The sequence below is a fragment of the Nonomuraea sp. NPDC003201 genome (genome assembly GCF_053590415.1).
Genome location: NZ_JBSFTC010000062.1, coordinates 12,312 through 25,763 on the forward strand (window position 1 = coordinate 12,312; position 13,452 = coordinate 25,763).

The following is a 13,452-nucleotide window of genomic DNA, read 5'->3' on the forward strand; positions in this document are numbered from 1 at the left end:
CCCCGTTCCCGTTCTCGCCCGGGTCATCGTGAATTAGACGACGCCCGGGCGCCCTTGTTGGTTGGCCGAACGACATCACCTAAGGTCCGGCTCGCCCACGTGGGTGTCAATTAACAGATGACGAAATACCGGGGCGGTGAAAACCGCGTTATTCGCCCGCGTGCATCGGAAAATGGATCACGAGCCCGACCAGCGGCTCATCCGGGGTGATCATGAGCGCCATGCGCAGGGTCTGCAGGCCCAGCCGAGGATGCCGGAAGCGGCGCGTGAGGCTGCGGTGCTCCTGTACCTCGTGCTTGCGCCACAGGCCGGCGAACAGCGGGCTCAGCTGGGAGAACTCGGCGATCTTCGCGGTCAGCCGCTCGTCGTGCGGCCATCTGGCCAGCTCAGAGCGCCACCGGGCGATGACGTCGCAGGTGACGCGCTCCCAGTCGGGCAGCCGCTCCTTCGCCGTAGGTGAGACCAGCAGCCAGCGCAGCATGTTGCGGTGCTCGGGCGTGTAGCTGCCCCAGTCGTCGTACCACTCGGCGGCGGCGTCGTTCCAGGCGGTCAGGTCGCAGTGGATGTCGGTGGCGTAGACCGGATAGGCGCTGGCGCTCATGAGGCTCACCAGCGGGCCCATCACGTCGCCCGACCACGTCTGCCCTTCGAGCGGCTGCGGGTTGGTGACCTGGCCGTGCACCAGCGTGTGCATGTAGCGGCGCTCGTCCTCGCTGAGGTCGAGCACCCGGGCCAGGCTGTCGAGCACCTGGATGGAGGGCCTGATGTCACGCCCCTGCTCGAGGTACGTGTACCAGGTCGGGCTGAGGCCGGCGAGCACCGCCACCTCCTCCCGCCGCAGCCCCTTCGTCCTGCGCCCCCCTTCGGGGAAGCCCACCTGCCCCGGCGTGACCCGTGCGCGCCTGCTGCGCAGGAATCGCGCGAGCTCCTGCCGGCTCCAGCCGTCGCCTGACACAGAACCCCCCGTGAGTGCCTCCACCGCGTCAGCAGATCAGGATCGCAAGGCTGAGTCTAGAAGCCTCACGGAATATTTGTCACCTCTAGCCCGATTGCGTCATTTCGGCATTGACGTTACGGCATTGTTCCCAAAGCATGAATTTAATCCATTCAATTGAGGGGATTAACCAGATGAAGTGGCATTTCATCGACCGGAGCGAGCAGATCGCCGCGATTCGGTCAGCCCTCGGGGCTTCCGGAGCAGGCCCGATTGTCCTGGCCGGAGAGCCGGGCTCGGGCCGCAGCAGGCTGGTGGAGCGCGTGCTCGAATCGTCCGAGGCGGCGCGTTACGACATCGTCCGGCTGCGTGCCGCGGACGGTCCCGGGGAGGTCGCCGCCCGCGTCGAGGCGGCCGCCGGGGGCCGCCCGCTGCTGCTCGTCATGGACGACGCGCAGGTGAGCGAGGACGAGAGCCTGAGGGCGCTGCGCACGGCCGCGGGCGGGAGCCCGGGGGCCAGGGTGCTGGTCACGACGCTGTCCGGGCCCGCGGCGCGGCGCCCCGACCCGGTGGACTGCCTGCGCTTCGAGCCGGGCGCGTACACGGTCGACGTGCCGCCGCTCGCGGTCGAGGAGGTGGCCGCCCTGCTGGCCGAGGTGGCCGGCGGCCACGTACGGCAGGCCACCGCCGGCGCCCTGCACTCGGCGACCGGCGGCAACCCCCGCCTGCTGCACGACTTCCTGGTCGGGCGTCGGCTCACCGAACGCCTGACCCGGGGCGCCGCCGGGTGGGAGTTCCAGTGCGCCACCGAGTGGCTGCCGCCGATGGACCCGTCCGCGGCCACCCCGCACCTGGTGAAGGCCACCTGGGACGCCTGGGCGGCGCTGGCCTTCGACCGGGCCTTCGAGCTGTGCAAGGCGGCGGCGTGGTGCGGCGAGGGGCACACCGTCTCGGTGCCGCTGGCGCACCTGCTGCTGCTGCGCGGCAGGGGGCGCGACAGCATGTCGTTCCTGGACTCGCTGCCCGAGGGAATGGTGGACAGCACGCCGCATCTGGCGCTCGCCCGCGCGGTCAACCTCGCCTGCGGGCAGGGCCGGCCGGAGGCCGCCGCCGAGTTCCTGCTGCGCGCGGCGGTGGCCGCCGGGCCGGCGCAGCGGCCGCTGCTGCTCGCCTACCGGGCCTGGATCATGGCGTTGAACGGCCGCCCCGCCGACGACGTCGGCACGATCACGCGTACCGACAGGGAGACCGCCCTGTTCGTGCACGCGGCGCAGGCGATGACCCGCCTGCGGACCCGGCCCGAGGAGGCGGTCTTCCACCTGCGGCGCGCGCTCGCGCTCACCGCCGGGGGAGCGGAGGCGGGGCCGCCCTGGCTGGCGGCGCATCTGACGGCGTACCTGATCGACGCGCTGCTGCTGGCCGGGCGGGCGGATGAGGCGACGCTGATGGCGGAGGGCTTCCACGGCGGGGAGCCCGCCTCCGGCTGGGACGTCGCCGTCGCCATGTCGATGGTCGCCGCCTGAGAGGCCCGGACCACGTGCCGCGGCCGTGGTCCGGGCCTGTCCCCTCAGGAGGGGTTCCTGCTCAGCGCCAGAGTGGTGATGTCGTCGGACTGCTCGGCGGCCCCCACGAACGTGCGCACCGAGGTGTCGACCGCCGCGAGCAGACCGGAGGCGTGCCCCCCGGCCCCGCCCAGCACCTCCTGGAGCCGGGGGGTGCCGAACAGGCCGTGGGCGGAGTTCCTGGCCTCGACCACCCCGTCGGTGTAGGCGAACAGCGCGTCGCCGGGCCCCAGTTGCACGTGACCCAGGGTGTAGGAGCTGTCGGCCAGGATCCCGACCGCGGGCCCCGTCGGCGGCAGCATCGTCTGGCGGCCGTCGGCCCGCACCACGACGGGCGGATTGTGCCCGCCGTTGATGTAGACCAGGTCCCCGGAGTACGGGTCCAGCACCCCGAAGAACATCGTCGCGAAATACGCCTGCTTGATGTGATTGCGGGCCATGTAACGGTTGGTCCCGACGACCGCCTGGATCAGCGGCCCCGCCCCCAGCGACAGCAGGGGCAGCGCGGACTCTCCCGGCGAGCCGTCCAGCGCCACGGCGGTGTCGTCGCTGACGTCCTGGACGAACCCGGTGTGCTCGGCCGTGTGCCGGAGCAGCGTCCTGATCAGCGCCATGAACAGCGCCGCCCCCACGCCCTTGTCGCACACGTCGGCCACCACCAGCGCCAGCCGGCGCCCGTTGACGAGGGTGAACACGTCGTAGAAGTCGCCGGCCACCTGCCGGGCCGGCCGGAAGCTGGCGGCGATCTCCCATCCGTCCAGCCTCGGCAGTGACTCCGGCAGGAACCCGGCCTGGATGTCGCGGGCGATGCGCAGCTCGCGCTCGTACTCCCGCAGGCTGGCCAGCGCCGCCATCTCCTCCACCGTGGTGCTGAGCTGATAGCGCTCCCAGCAGGAGTTCGCCCGGCTGCGCAGCAGGCCGGGCAGGAACGGGCGGGTCACGTAGTCGAACCCGCCGCGCACACACTCCTCCAGCGCGGCGATGTCGTCGTCGGGGAAGGCCACGATCGTGGGCATCCGCCCGTCGACCAGGAACCGCTGGCTGACCAGCGCCATCCGCTGCAGCCCCAGCGCCGCCGAGATCAGCAGCAGGTCGGGGTGCGGGTGGCGCAGGACCAGGTCGTCCGGGACGGCGAGCTGGACGTCGAAGCCCTCTTCGCGCAGTGCCCCGTCGAGTTCGAGCACCGCGGTGGACGTGGGGTTAGCCGGCTCGGCAACCACCAGAGCCGTCGGCATTCGCGCCTCCAAGCAGTCGCATGATCAGGGTGTTGCGGTTGCGTCCGCCGACGTACTCGTAGCGGAACTCGTCCACCTTGCCCATGGCGAGGAGCAGCCCGTAGCCGCCTTCCTCGCGCAGCGCGGGCGGCAGCGCCAGCCGCGGCGCGGGATCGTATCCGGCGGGATCGAACGGCGGAGCGTCGTCCTCGATGCTCACCTGCAGCCGGTCGTCCTCGATCTCCCCGGACAGCTCCACGACGCCCGCCCCGCCTCGGTAGCCGTGCTGGGCGATGTTCGTGGTGATCTCGTCCGTCGCCAGTCGCAGCCAGTACGCCTGTCGGGAGGTCAGCCCCGCCCCGTCTGCCAGCGCCTCGATGAAATCGGCCACCACACCCGGCAGGGACACGTGCTGGACATCGATCTTGAGCCGGCAGGCGAGCATCACTGCATCACGATGCTGCGGTCGAAACCGGTGAGCCGGATCGTCTCGGCCACCTCCGGGTTGGTCCCCACCAAGGTGATCTCCGAGCCGCGCGGCAGCTTCTGGTGCGCGAACACCAGGCAGCGCACCCCCGCCGACGACATGTACGTCAGCTCGTCGAGGAGCAGCACCAGCTTGCCCACCTGCCGCCCCACGGCCTGCGACACCAGTTCGTTGAGCTCGGGGGCGGAGCTGCCGTCGAGCTCGCCGGCCAGCCGGATCGTGGCGGTGTCGCCCTCCACGCTCATCTTCATCCTGAAGGACATGACATGGTTCCCTTCGCTAATGCGTGACCAAGATCGCGACGCTTCTGGGGCCGATGGACAACTGTGACTGGTTGGCCAGCGGCGGTTCCGAGCCCGGCTCGAAGGCGTCCATCGGCGGGGCGGCGGCGGTGTCGGCGAACAGGTGCCAGCTCTGCCCGCGCGGCGCGGGCGGCAGTTCGAGCGTGTGCGACTCCCAGTGGGAGTTGGCGGCGACGTAGACGCAGTCGTTCCCGCCCCCGTCGAACAGCGCGGCCAGCACCCGCGAGTGCGCCGACCAGTCCGGCGACCAGGCGCTCACGCCGTGCCAGTGGACCGATCCGGGAGAGCCGCCCCTCAGCACCGGGTGCGCCCGCCGGAAGGCGATGGCGTGCCGCGTGAAGCGGAACAGGTCGGCGTTCTCCTCCCGCAGCCCCCAGTCGAGCCACGTGACCGGCCCGTCGTGGCAGTAGGCGTTGTTGTTGCCGAGCTGCGTGCGGCCGAGCTCGTCGCCGGCCAGCAGCATCGGCACGCCCCGGCTGGCCAGCAGGAGCAGCAGCGCGTTGCGCTGCTGCCGGGCACGGAGCGCCAGCACCGCCGGGTCGTCGGTCACACCCTCGTGCCCGCAGTTCCAGGAGTTGTTGGCGTCGTCGCCGTCCCTGTTGCCCTCGCCGTTGCCCTCGTTGTGCTTGTGGTCGTACGAGACCAGGTCCCGCAGCGTGAACCCGTCGTGTGAGGTGACGAAGTTGACCGTGGCCGCGACGCCCCTCCGGCTGTACATGTCGGGCGAGCCGACCATGCGGGTGGCCAGCTCCCCGGTGACGCCGATGTCGCCCTTGACGTACCTGCGCACCGTGTCGCGGTAGCGGCCGTTCCACTCCGACCAGCGGCTGTAGTGGGGGAAGCTGCCCACCTGGTAGAGCCCGGCGGCGTCCCACGCCTCCGCGATCAGCTTGCGGTCGCGCAGGATCGGGTCGTACGCCAGCGACTCCAGCAGCGGCGGGTTGTGCAGCAGCTCGCCGTCGGACCCCCGCCCGAGGATCGCCGCCAGGTCGAACCTGAAGCCGTCCACGTGGCACTCGGCGGCCCAGTAGCGCAGGCAGTCCAGCACGAACCCGCGCACCACCGGATGGTTGCAGTTGAGCGTGTTGCCCGTGCCGCTGAAGTTGTAGTAGTGCCCGTCGGGGGTGAGCATGTAGTAGGTGGCGTTGTCCAGTCCCTTGAAGCTGATCGCCGGGCCGCGCTCGTCGCCCTCCGCGGTGTGGTTGAACACCACGTCGAGCAGCACCTCGATGCCCGCCCGGTGCAGCTCCTTGACCATGTGCTTGAACTCGTCGACCTGCATGTGGTCCCGGCCGGTGGCCGCGTAGGACGCCTTGGGGGAGAAGAACCCGATGGGGCTGTACCCCCAGTAGTTGACGCCGGTGAACACGTTGTCGGTCTCGTCGAACTCGAACACCGGCATCAGCTCGACGCAGTTGACCCCCAGCTCCAGCAGGTACGGGATCTTCTCCACGAGCCCCGCGTACGTGCCGGGCGCCGCGACCCCGGAGGAGTCGTGCCTGGTGAAACCGCGCACGTGCAGCTCATAGATCACCAGGTCCTCGTGCGGCAGGTGCGGCGGGCGGTCGTCCTCCCAGTCGAAGTCGTCGAGCGTCACCCGCGACCTGTGCCGGTAGGGGCCGTGACCGGTCAGCATCCTGGCGTACGGGTCGCTGAGCACGAGGTCCGGGTCGAAGCGGTGGCCCTCCCACGGCCGGCGGGGGCCGTCCACGCGATAGCCGTACTCCAGGCGCTCGACGTCGAGGCCGAACACGGTCATCGCGTAGACGCTGCCCACCCGGAACGTCTCCGGGAAGGGCAGCTCGGCCATCGGCTCGGGCTCGCCCTCCCGATAGAGCACCAGCGTCACCGAGGTGGCGTGGTTGGAGTAGACCGAGAAGTTGACGCCCCCGGGCACCCGCGTGGCGCCGAACGGCAGCGACCGCCCAGCGCGCACGGGGTATCCGGCGATCCGCTGCGTGGGGTAAGCGTCGATCGGCTCCAGGATGGTCATACAGTCAACGCCTCCACGCCCTGCTCCACCGACTCGACCACGGTGAAGAACCCGAGGAAGCCGGTCGCCTCCATGATCGCGCGCACGTCGGGGGACAGGCCCGTCAGCGCGAGGCGTACCGTGCCGTGCTGGGCCTGCCGGTAGACCAGCAGGAGCACCCGCAGCCCCGCGCTCGACATGTACAGGGTCCGGGACAGGTCCAGGACCACCAGCCCGTCCTCGGGGAGGAGCGCCCGCAGGTCCTGCTGGACCTGGGGCGAGGTCTCGCTGTCCAGCTGGCCGTCCAGGCTGATGACGGTCACCCCGCCGCGCAGCTCTTTCCGCAGTCGCATGGCCATGTCACTCCTCCACGGGCGCGAGATGGGCGCGCACCGTCATCGGCGAGGCGGAGTCGGGCAGCTTCACCGTCATCGCCGCGGCGTCGAAGAGCTGGTACGGCGAGCCGTCCACCTCCACCCACTCCAGCCGGACCCGGCCGGGCGGCAGCGCGTCGGGCGCCACCCGCAGGACGCGGTCGGTGAACCCGTCGGGCCGCGGCCGGAACCACAGCGTCAACGGCTCCTTGTCGATCAGCAGCCGCTGGTAGACGGTCGCCAGGAAGCACAGCTCGGCCGCGTGACACATGCTCATCGAGTGGCTGCCCTTGAACCGCTCGTTGCCGAGCAGGTACGGGTGGCCGTCGGCGAGCACGTTGAAGTAGATCCCGCCCTCGTCGTGGTCGAGGAAGAAGGCGCTGTAGAAGGCGGCCGACTCCCGCGCCCTGCGCGTGAACTCCTCCTCGCCCACCAGCCCCGCCAGGATCTGGTAGGCGAGGATCGCCTGCTCCTGCTGCCACCAGGCCTTCCTGTCGTGCCAGACGAACCGGTGGACGTGCTGGCCGGGGGCGAGCCTGCGCTCGACCACGTCGTACCAGCCGCCGCGCTGCGGGTCGCTGCCGAAGCCCGGCATCTTCTCGCCGATCTCGGTCGCCAGCGTCCGGTAGCCGTCCTTGGGCCGGATCGACATCATCCGCATGAGGTTCCAGGCGATCTTGAGGTTGTGCCCGACGACCGCCCGGTCCTGCTGCCAGTGCCAGGTGGTGTCCGGCGTCCAGTCGGCGTGGAAGCGCTCCTGGACGTACGGGCTGTCCTTCCTGGGCATGTGCTTGGCGATGAGGTCGAACGTCTCCTCGAGCATGTCGGCGTGCCGCTCGTCGCCGGTGGCCAGGAACAGGTTGATGAGGTAGGCGGGGGCGTGGTCGCCGACGGAGTTCCAGTTCTTCCTCGACCGGTTCGGGCCCAGCGACTCGTGGTGCGGGCTGAGCAGGATCGGGTCGATGTGCGAGTAGTAGCCGCCCCGCTCGGGGTCGTGGAAGAACTTCTTGAACAGCCGCAGCGTGCCGTCGATGTCGGAGGCGATGCGCGGGTCCCCGGTGAGCCGGTAGAGCTGGGTCGGGCCGGCCAGCGCGTAGATCTGCTCGTACATCGGGATCGCGTCGTAGTCGTCGCCGAACTCGGAGGTGAACAGCTTGCGCTCGATCCCGTCGCGCACGTCGATGCCGTGGTACCAGTACACGACGTCCTCGTCGCGGTCCACGAAGCGCATGTGCTCGCGCAGGTAGGCGGTGCCCTGCTCGGCCACCTCCAGGAAGTCCTCCTCGCCCGTGAGCATGTAGGCCGAGGACATCCCGTAGATCATCCGGGAGATCGTGTCGGTCTCCTGCACGTCCTGGCCGGCCTTCTCGCCGCCCAGCCGCAGCATGGTCCGGTAGGCGGAGTAGTCGATCGGGCCGTCGGCCCCGAACTGCGCCTTGCGGTAGAACCTGCCCAGCTCGCGGATCTGCTTGACCCACCAGTCGGGCTGCTCGAAGGCGTACTGGCCCGGCTGCCTGCCCAGGAAGATCAGCGTCTTGGCCTCGATCGTGTAGGCGCCGTTCTCGTGGTAGAAGATCCCCTTGACGAACACGTAGGTGCCCGGCGTGAGCAGCTGCTCCAGGTGCGCCGAGGCGTCGAGGTACGGCTCCGAGAGGTTGCGCACGAACTCGGCGGAGGTGGTGCCGGTCAGGCGCACCCGCACCGGCCGCCCGTCGTTGGTGCGCAGGCTGATCTCGCCGTGTTCGAAGCCGGTGACATAGCCGGCCACCAGGTCGGAGAAGGTGAAGTCGGGCCGGTAGACCGTCTCGGAGCCGCGGTCGGCGGCCACCAGGTCGATGATCATGCGGGCGAAGGCGGCGCAGTGCTCGGCCGTCCGGCCGGTCACCAGGTCGCGGTCCACCACGACGTCCTGGTCGGTGTAGACGGCGCCCATGTTGCGCACGTCGCCGACCAGGTTGTTGTGACACGTCACGCGGCGGCCCTTGACCGCCTCGGCGATGGGCGCCGCCAGCCAGAGGCCGTGGCAGATGATGCCCTTGACGATCCGGTGGTCGTCGAAGGCCTCCTTCAGCAGCCGTACGGCGGGGGCGAGCTCGTGGACGTCCTCGGTGTAGCGCAGCCGGTCCGAGACCATGCCGGACGGCACGATCAGCACGTCGATCCGGCTCAGGTCGGCGCTCTCCAGGTCGCCGCTCACCGTGAACGGCTCCTTGAACTCGTGGCCGTGGAAGGTCAGCGAGTCCTGTCCCCACAACCGCGTGAGGAACTCGACCCGCGCCCCCTCCTCGGTGAAACGCCGCTGGTAGTAGTGGAGCTCCTGCTCGACGTAGTCGCTCTCCATGAGGATCGCGACGGTGCGCCCGGCCAATCGCTTCTCACGCACGGTGTACCTCTCAGGTGGTAATCAGATCGACGAGGAACGGCCCCGGCGTCGCCAGCATCCGCTGGACCGCCGCCTCCACCTGGGCGGGCTTGCTCACCTTGACGCCCGGGACACCCAGGCTCGCGGCCAGCTTCACGAAGTCGATCTGGGGATGGGACAGGTCGAAGCCCTGGGGGTGGGGGTGCGCGGCGATGCCGCGCTCGCGCCAGTACTGTTCGAGGTTGTCGTCGAGCAGCTGGTAACGGCGGTTGTCGCAGATCACGAAGCGGGCGGCCACGCCGTACCTGACGGCGGTCCAGAGGGCCTGGATGGTGTACATGCTGCCGCCGTCGCCGGTAAAGGCCACCACCTCGTCCTCGGGGCGGGCCAGCTTGATCCCGATCGCGCCGGGGATGCCGACGCCGAGCGAGCCGCCCCTGGTCTGGAAGTAGGTGCCGGGCCGGCGCGGCGGGAGCCGCCTGAGCAGCGCGGGGGCGGAGGTCAGCGCCTCGTCGAAGACCACCAGCCTGTCACCGGCCCGGGCGGCCAGCTCGCCGGCGAACAGGTCCATCATGGTCTCGCCGTACACCTCCGCCGGCTCGCGGGCCGACTCGAGGGAGGACTCGGTACGGGCGGGGCCGAGCAGGCGGGCCAGCGCCGCCAGGGTCGGCTTGGGATCGGCGACGAGCGCGACGTCGGCCGGCAGGTTCTTGGCGATCTCGTAGTCGTCCAGGTCGATGTGGACGATCTTCGCCGTCTCCGGGAAGGGGCTGGTCAGCAGCGGGAACACCTCGGGGAAGAGGTACGTCCCGACGACGAGCGCGGCGTCGGCCCCGGCCAGCGCGGCGGCGCTGTGCTCGCCGAACATGTGCCCGAGGTCGCCCCGGTGCAGCGGGTGGGTGGTGTCGATGGTCAGCTCCGAGGAGTTCACCGTCCACACCGGGGCGCCGAGCGCCTCCGCCACCCTGGCCAGCTCCTCCTGCGCGCCGGACACCGAGACCCCGTCCCCGGCCAGCACCACGGGCCGCCGGGCGGCGCGCAGCACCGCCGCGGCCCGCTCCAGCTCCTCAGGCACGGGCACCGTCGCCCGGCTGGGGATCGTGCTGGCCACGGCGGGCTCGTCGGTGTCCTCGTCGAGCACGTCCATCGGCAGTGCCACGAAGACGGGCCCGCGCGGCGGCGTCATCGCGATCTTGACCGCGCGCCGCAGCACCCTCAGCACCGAGCCGGGGTGGGTCACCCTGGTCGCGTACTTGGTCACCGGCCGGGCCATCGCCACCAGGTCCACCGCCATCTGGCCGTCCATCGCCTCGTACCGCACCCCTGCCTCGCCGGCGATCACCACCAGCGGCGAGTGGCCGCGCTTGGCCTGGTAGAGCAGGCCGACCCCGTTGCCGAGGCCGACCCCGCTGTGCAGCTGGACCAGCGCGGGCCCGCCGGTGGCGCGGGCGTAGCCGTCGGCGATGCCGAGCGCCGCCGACTCCTGCAGCGCCAGCACGTATCGAAAGCCCGGCGTCTCCTCCAGCACGTCCAGGAACCCCTGCTCCACGGTCCCCGGGTTGCCGAACATCACCGAGATGCCGTCGGCCGCGAACTGCTCGAAGATCGCCTCTTTGGCGGGACGGGTCGCCATGGTCACCAGCCGTACCGGCGCAGGCCGGACTCGAGCACCTCGACCAGCTTCTCGCCGGACAGGTACGAGTCGGGGGTCGAGCGGCCCGTCACGAACGGGTGGTCCACGATGACCGACGTCTCCTTGCCCACGTTGCCGTGGTAGCGGCCGTCGGGCGCGGTGGCGTCGCGCAGGATGTACTCCAGCGGGTACGGCGGCGGCCCCATGTTGAAGTCCACTCCCAGGAAGCCCGTGCCGTCCTTGTAGTCGTACTCCTTGCAGTGGCCCGTCACGTGCTTGCCGCGCAGGATGCTCGCGCGGTCCTCCCAGTCGCGGGCGAAGGCCAGGCAGGCGACGCCGTAGCACTCGGCGAGCACCGGCTTGTCCGCCCGGACGAAGGAGAGGATCAGGTCGTGCACCCGGCCGTTGTTGGCCAGGTCCACGATCGGGCCGCTGCCGCCCACGAGGACCAGGGCGTCGTACTTCTCGACGTCCCGGTCCAGCCGGCCGAGCTCCCGGTAGTAGGCCTCGACCTTGCGGAGGTATCCGTCCTCGCTGTTGTAGGGGCGTTCGGGGATCCACTCGGCGAGGCTGACCGGGGAGTCCAGCCGGTCCGACTCGTCGAGCTGCCTGGCGGCCACGGCCACCTCCGGCGTGGTCACGGAGCGGCCCAGCGGCGGATCCACGTACCCGGGGTCGAGACTGGGCGGCAGTGCCCGCGCGCGCTTGCCGGTGGGGGTGGCGAACACGCTCCGGTAGCCCTGCCGGTCGAAGGCGGCCAGCGGGCCGACGAGTTCCTCTCCCCAATATCCGTACTCGGAGAGAACAATAAGAATGGTGCGCGTCATGCGTGGATTCAAACAATATGTGGTTTTCCAGGACAAGCCCGGCCCGCCTATTCCGTCAAGTCCGTGAAAGTCGCCGGCACTTCGTCAGGTGCCGGGGGCGGTCGCCCGGAAAATGACGGAACAATGGCCGTAGCCGATTCTGGAGGCTCGTGATGCCCGAGCAGCGGCGGCCGGTTCTGCTGGCCGTGGACGACGACGATCACGTGCTCCGCGCGGTGCGGCGCGATCTGTCCCGCGCCTACCAGGAGCGCTACCGGGTGCTGGCGTCTAGGTCGCCGGTGGAGGCCACGCGGATCCTCGACCGGCTGCGCGAGCGCCGTGAGGAGGTCGCGCTGATCCTCTCCGACCAGCGCATGCCTGAGATGACCGGGATCGAGTTCCTGGTGGAGGCCGGTCGGCGCTTCCCCGCCGCCCGCCGCGTCCTGCTGACGGCCTATGCCGACACGAGCGTCGCCATCTCGGCGATCAACGAGGTGCGGCTGGACCACTATCTCGTCAAGCCGTGGGAGCCGCCGGAGGAGCGGCTCTACCCCGTGCTCGACGACCTGCTGTCGGACTGGGAGTCCGCCCACGAGCCCCCGTACCAGGGGATCCGCCTGGTCGGCCACCGGTTCGCGCCCGCCACGCACCGGCTGCGCGACCTGCTGACCCGCTACCGCCTGCCGTTCAGGTTCGAGGAGGCGGAGCCGGGCGCCCCGGAGGTCCCCGAGGTCGTGCTGCCCGACGGGCGCCGGATGGCCCGCCCCGGGCACGGCGAGGTGGTGGCGGCCCTGGGCCTGGCGACGGAGCTCAGCCACCCGCACTACGACGTGGCGATCGTCGGAGGCGGCCCGACCGGGCTGGCCGCGTCGGTCTACGCCTCGTCCGAGGGGATGGCGACGCTGCTCATCGAGGCGTACGTCCCGGGCGGCCAGGCCGGCACCTCCAGCCGGATCGAGAACTACCTCGGCTTCCCGTCCGGCATCTCCGGCGTCGATCTGACCAACCGCGCGATGGCGCAGGCCCGCAGGTTCGGCGTGGACGTGCTGGCCCCGGTCGAGGCCAGGCGGCTGAGCCGGGCCGGCCGGGCCTGCGTGCTGAACCTGTCCGACGGCAAGGAGATCACCGCGGCCACCGTGCTGCTGTCGCCGGGCCTGTCGTACCGCGGTCTCGACGCCGAGGACGCGGCCCGCTTCGAGGGGGCCGGCATCTACTACGGCGCGGCCCTGACGGAGACCGAGTCGTGCGTGGGGCGGCAGGTGTGGATCGTGGGCGGCGCCAACTCCGCCGGCCAGGCGGCGCTGCACTTCTCCCGGCACGCCTGCCACGTCACCATGGTGGTGCGCGCGGACAGCCTGGCCAGCGGCATGTCCGCGTACCTGGTGGACGAGATCGCCGCGACGGGCAACATCACGGTCATGACGAACACCCGCGTGGTCGCCACCGGCGGCGTGGACCGGCTGGAGCACATCACGCTGTGCGACACCCGCAGCGGCGAGCTGGCCACGCGGGAGGCCGAGCACGTCTTCGTGTTCATCGGCGCCCGGCCGCGCACCGAGTGGCTGGACGACCTCGTGCGCAGGGACGCCCACGGCTTCCTGCTGACCGGCCCCGACCTCGGTCCGGTGGCGGGGCTGGCCAGCTGGGACCTGCCGAGGCAGCCGCTGCTGCTGGAGACGAGCGTGCCGGGCGTGTTCGCGGCCGGCGACGTGCGCGCCAACTCCGTCAAGCGGCTGGCCTCGGGCGTCGGCGAGGGTGCCATGGCGGTGTCGATGATCCACCGCTACCACTCGGAGAGCTGACCCC

Annotated in this window: 11 protein-coding genes; 2 read left to right on the forward strand and 9 right to left on the reverse strand. The window is 70.7% G+C overall.

Annotated elements, in window-relative coordinates; genetic code table 11:
• Positions 1 to 148: 148 nt before the first annotated feature.
• Positions 149 to 955, reverse strand: coding sequence for a helix-turn-helix transcriptional regulator (locus ACWDX9_RS22795; protein ID WP_355191496.1), 807 nt, complete (start codon positions 953 to 955; stop codon positions 149 to 151).
• 173 nt (positions 956 to 1,128) lie between these two features.
• Between ACWDX9_RS22795 and ACWDX9_RS22800 the strand changes: the two genes are divergently transcribed.
• Positions 1,129 to 2,457 (forward strand): hypothetical protein, encoded by a 1,329-nt coding sequence (locus ACWDX9_RS22800; RefSeq protein ID WP_449957088.1) that lies wholly within the window; start codon positions 1,129 to 1,131, stop codon positions 2,455 to 2,457.
• A gap of 44 nt (positions 2,458 to 2,501) precedes the next feature.
• On the opposite strand, the gene ACWDX9_RS22805 is transcribed toward ACWDX9_RS22800, so the two are convergent.
• Genes ACWDX9_RS22805 through ACWDX9_RS22840 form a run of 8 tightly spaced genes read right to left on the reverse strand, consistent with a single transcriptional unit; the run spans position 2,502 to position 11,667 of the window.
• Complete coding sequence (locus ACWDX9_RS22805) at positions 2,502 to 3,731, reverse strand: PP2C family protein-serine/threonine phosphatase (RefSeq protein WP_449957090.1); 1,230 nt, start codon at positions 3,729 to 3,731, stop codon at positions 2,502 to 2,504.
• Positions 3,697 to 4,155, reverse strand: a complete 459-nt coding sequence (locus ACWDX9_RS22810; RefSeq protein WP_357730146.1) for an ATP-binding protein — start codon at positions 4,153 to 4,155, stop codon at positions 3,697 to 3,699. Before ACWDX9_RS22810 ends, ACWDX9_RS22805 begins: the two co-directional genes overlap by 35 nt.
• Positions 4,155 to 4,460, reverse strand: coding sequence for an STAS domain-containing protein (locus ACWDX9_RS22815; RefSeq protein WP_350728893.1), 306 nt, complete (start codon positions 4,458 to 4,460; stop codon positions 4,155 to 4,157). The genes ACWDX9_RS22810 and ACWDX9_RS22815 overlap by 1 nt, the downstream gene beginning before the upstream one ends.
• A gap of 16 nt (positions 4,461 to 4,476) precedes the next feature.
• A complete protein-coding gene (locus tag ACWDX9_RS22820) occupies positions 4,477 to 6,492 on the reverse strand; it encodes a glycogen debranching protein (protein WP_449957092.1) in 2,016 nt (671 codons plus the stop codon).
• The gene (locus ACWDX9_RS22825) at positions 6,489 to 6,824 is read right to left on the reverse strand and encodes an STAS domain-containing protein (protein WP_355191502.1); all 336 of its coding nucleotides are present in this window, start codon (positions 6,822 to 6,824) and stop codon (positions 6,489 to 6,491) included. Before ACWDX9_RS22825 ends, ACWDX9_RS22820 begins: the two co-directional genes overlap by 4 nt.
• A 7-nt stretch (positions 6,825 to 6,831) precedes the next feature.
• A complete protein-coding gene (locus ACWDX9_RS22830; protein WP_449957094.1) occupies positions 6,832 to 9,228 on the reverse strand; it encodes an AGE family epimerase/isomerase in 2,397 nt (798 codons plus the stop codon).
• 10 nt (positions 9,229 to 9,238) lie between these two features.
• Positions 9,239 to 10,840 carry a thiamine pyrophosphate-binding protein gene (locus ACWDX9_RS22835; protein WP_449957096.1) on the reverse strand — a complete coding sequence of 534 codons (1,602 nt, stop codon included), beginning with the start codon at positions 10,838 to 10,840 and terminating at the stop codon, positions 9,239 to 9,241.
• Positions 10,841 to 10,842: 2 nt separating this feature from the next.
• Positions 10,843 to 11,667, reverse strand: coding sequence for a type 1 glutamine amidotransferase domain-containing protein (locus ACWDX9_RS22840; RefSeq protein WP_363963443.1), 825 nt, complete (start codon positions 11,665 to 11,667; stop codon positions 10,843 to 10,845).
• A gap of 152 nt (positions 11,668 to 11,819) precedes the next feature.
• On the opposite strand from ACWDX9_RS22840, the gene ACWDX9_RS22845 reads away from it, so the two are divergent.
• On the forward strand, positions 11,820 to 13,448 hold the full coding sequence (locus tag ACWDX9_RS22845; RefSeq protein WP_449957098.1) for an FAD-dependent oxidoreductase: 1,629 nt from the start codon (positions 11,820 to 11,822) through the stop codon (positions 13,446 to 13,448).
• Positions 13,449 to 13,452: the final 4 nt, after the last annotated feature.

What these genes read in the sequence shown, in the direction of transcription:
- ACWDX9_RS22845 (WP_449957098.1), top strand. Translation starts at nt 11,820, where the DNA reads ATGCCCGAGCAGCGGCGGCCGGTTCTGCTGGCCGTGGACGACGACGAT.
- ACWDX9_RS22825 (WP_355191502.1), bottom strand. Translation starts at nt 6,824, where the DNA reads ATGCGACTGCGGAAAGAGCTGCGCGGCGGGGTGACCGTCATCAGCCTG.
- ACWDX9_RS22820 (WP_449957092.1), bottom strand. Translation starts at nt 6,492, where the DNA reads ATGACCATCCTGGAGCCGATCGACGCTTACCCCACGCAGCGGATCGCC.
- ACWDX9_RS22815 (WP_350728893.1), bottom strand. Translation starts at nt 4,460, where the DNA reads ATGTCCTTCAGGATGAAGATGAGCGTGGAGGGCGACACCGCCACGATC.
- ACWDX9_RS22800 (WP_449957088.1), top strand. Translation starts at nt 1,129, where the DNA reads ATGAAGTGGCATTTCATCGACCGGAGCGAGCAGATCGCCGCGATTCGG.
- ACWDX9_RS22810 (WP_357730146.1), bottom strand. Translation starts at nt 4,155, where the DNA reads ATGCTCGCCTGCCGGCTCAAGATCGATGTCCAGCACGTGTCCCTGCCG.
- ACWDX9_RS22835 (WP_449957096.1), bottom strand. Translation starts at nt 10,840, where the DNA reads ATGGCGACCCGTCCCGCCAAAGAGGCGATCTTCGAGCAGTTCGCGGCC.
- ACWDX9_RS22840 (WP_363963443.1), bottom strand. Translation starts at nt 11,667, where the DNA reads ATGACGCGCACCATTCTTATTGTTCTCTCCGAGTACGGATATTGGGGA.
- ACWDX9_RS22805 (WP_449957090.1), bottom strand. Translation starts at nt 3,731, where the DNA reads ATGCCGACGGCTCTGGTGGTTGCCGAGCCGGCTAACCCCACGTCCACC.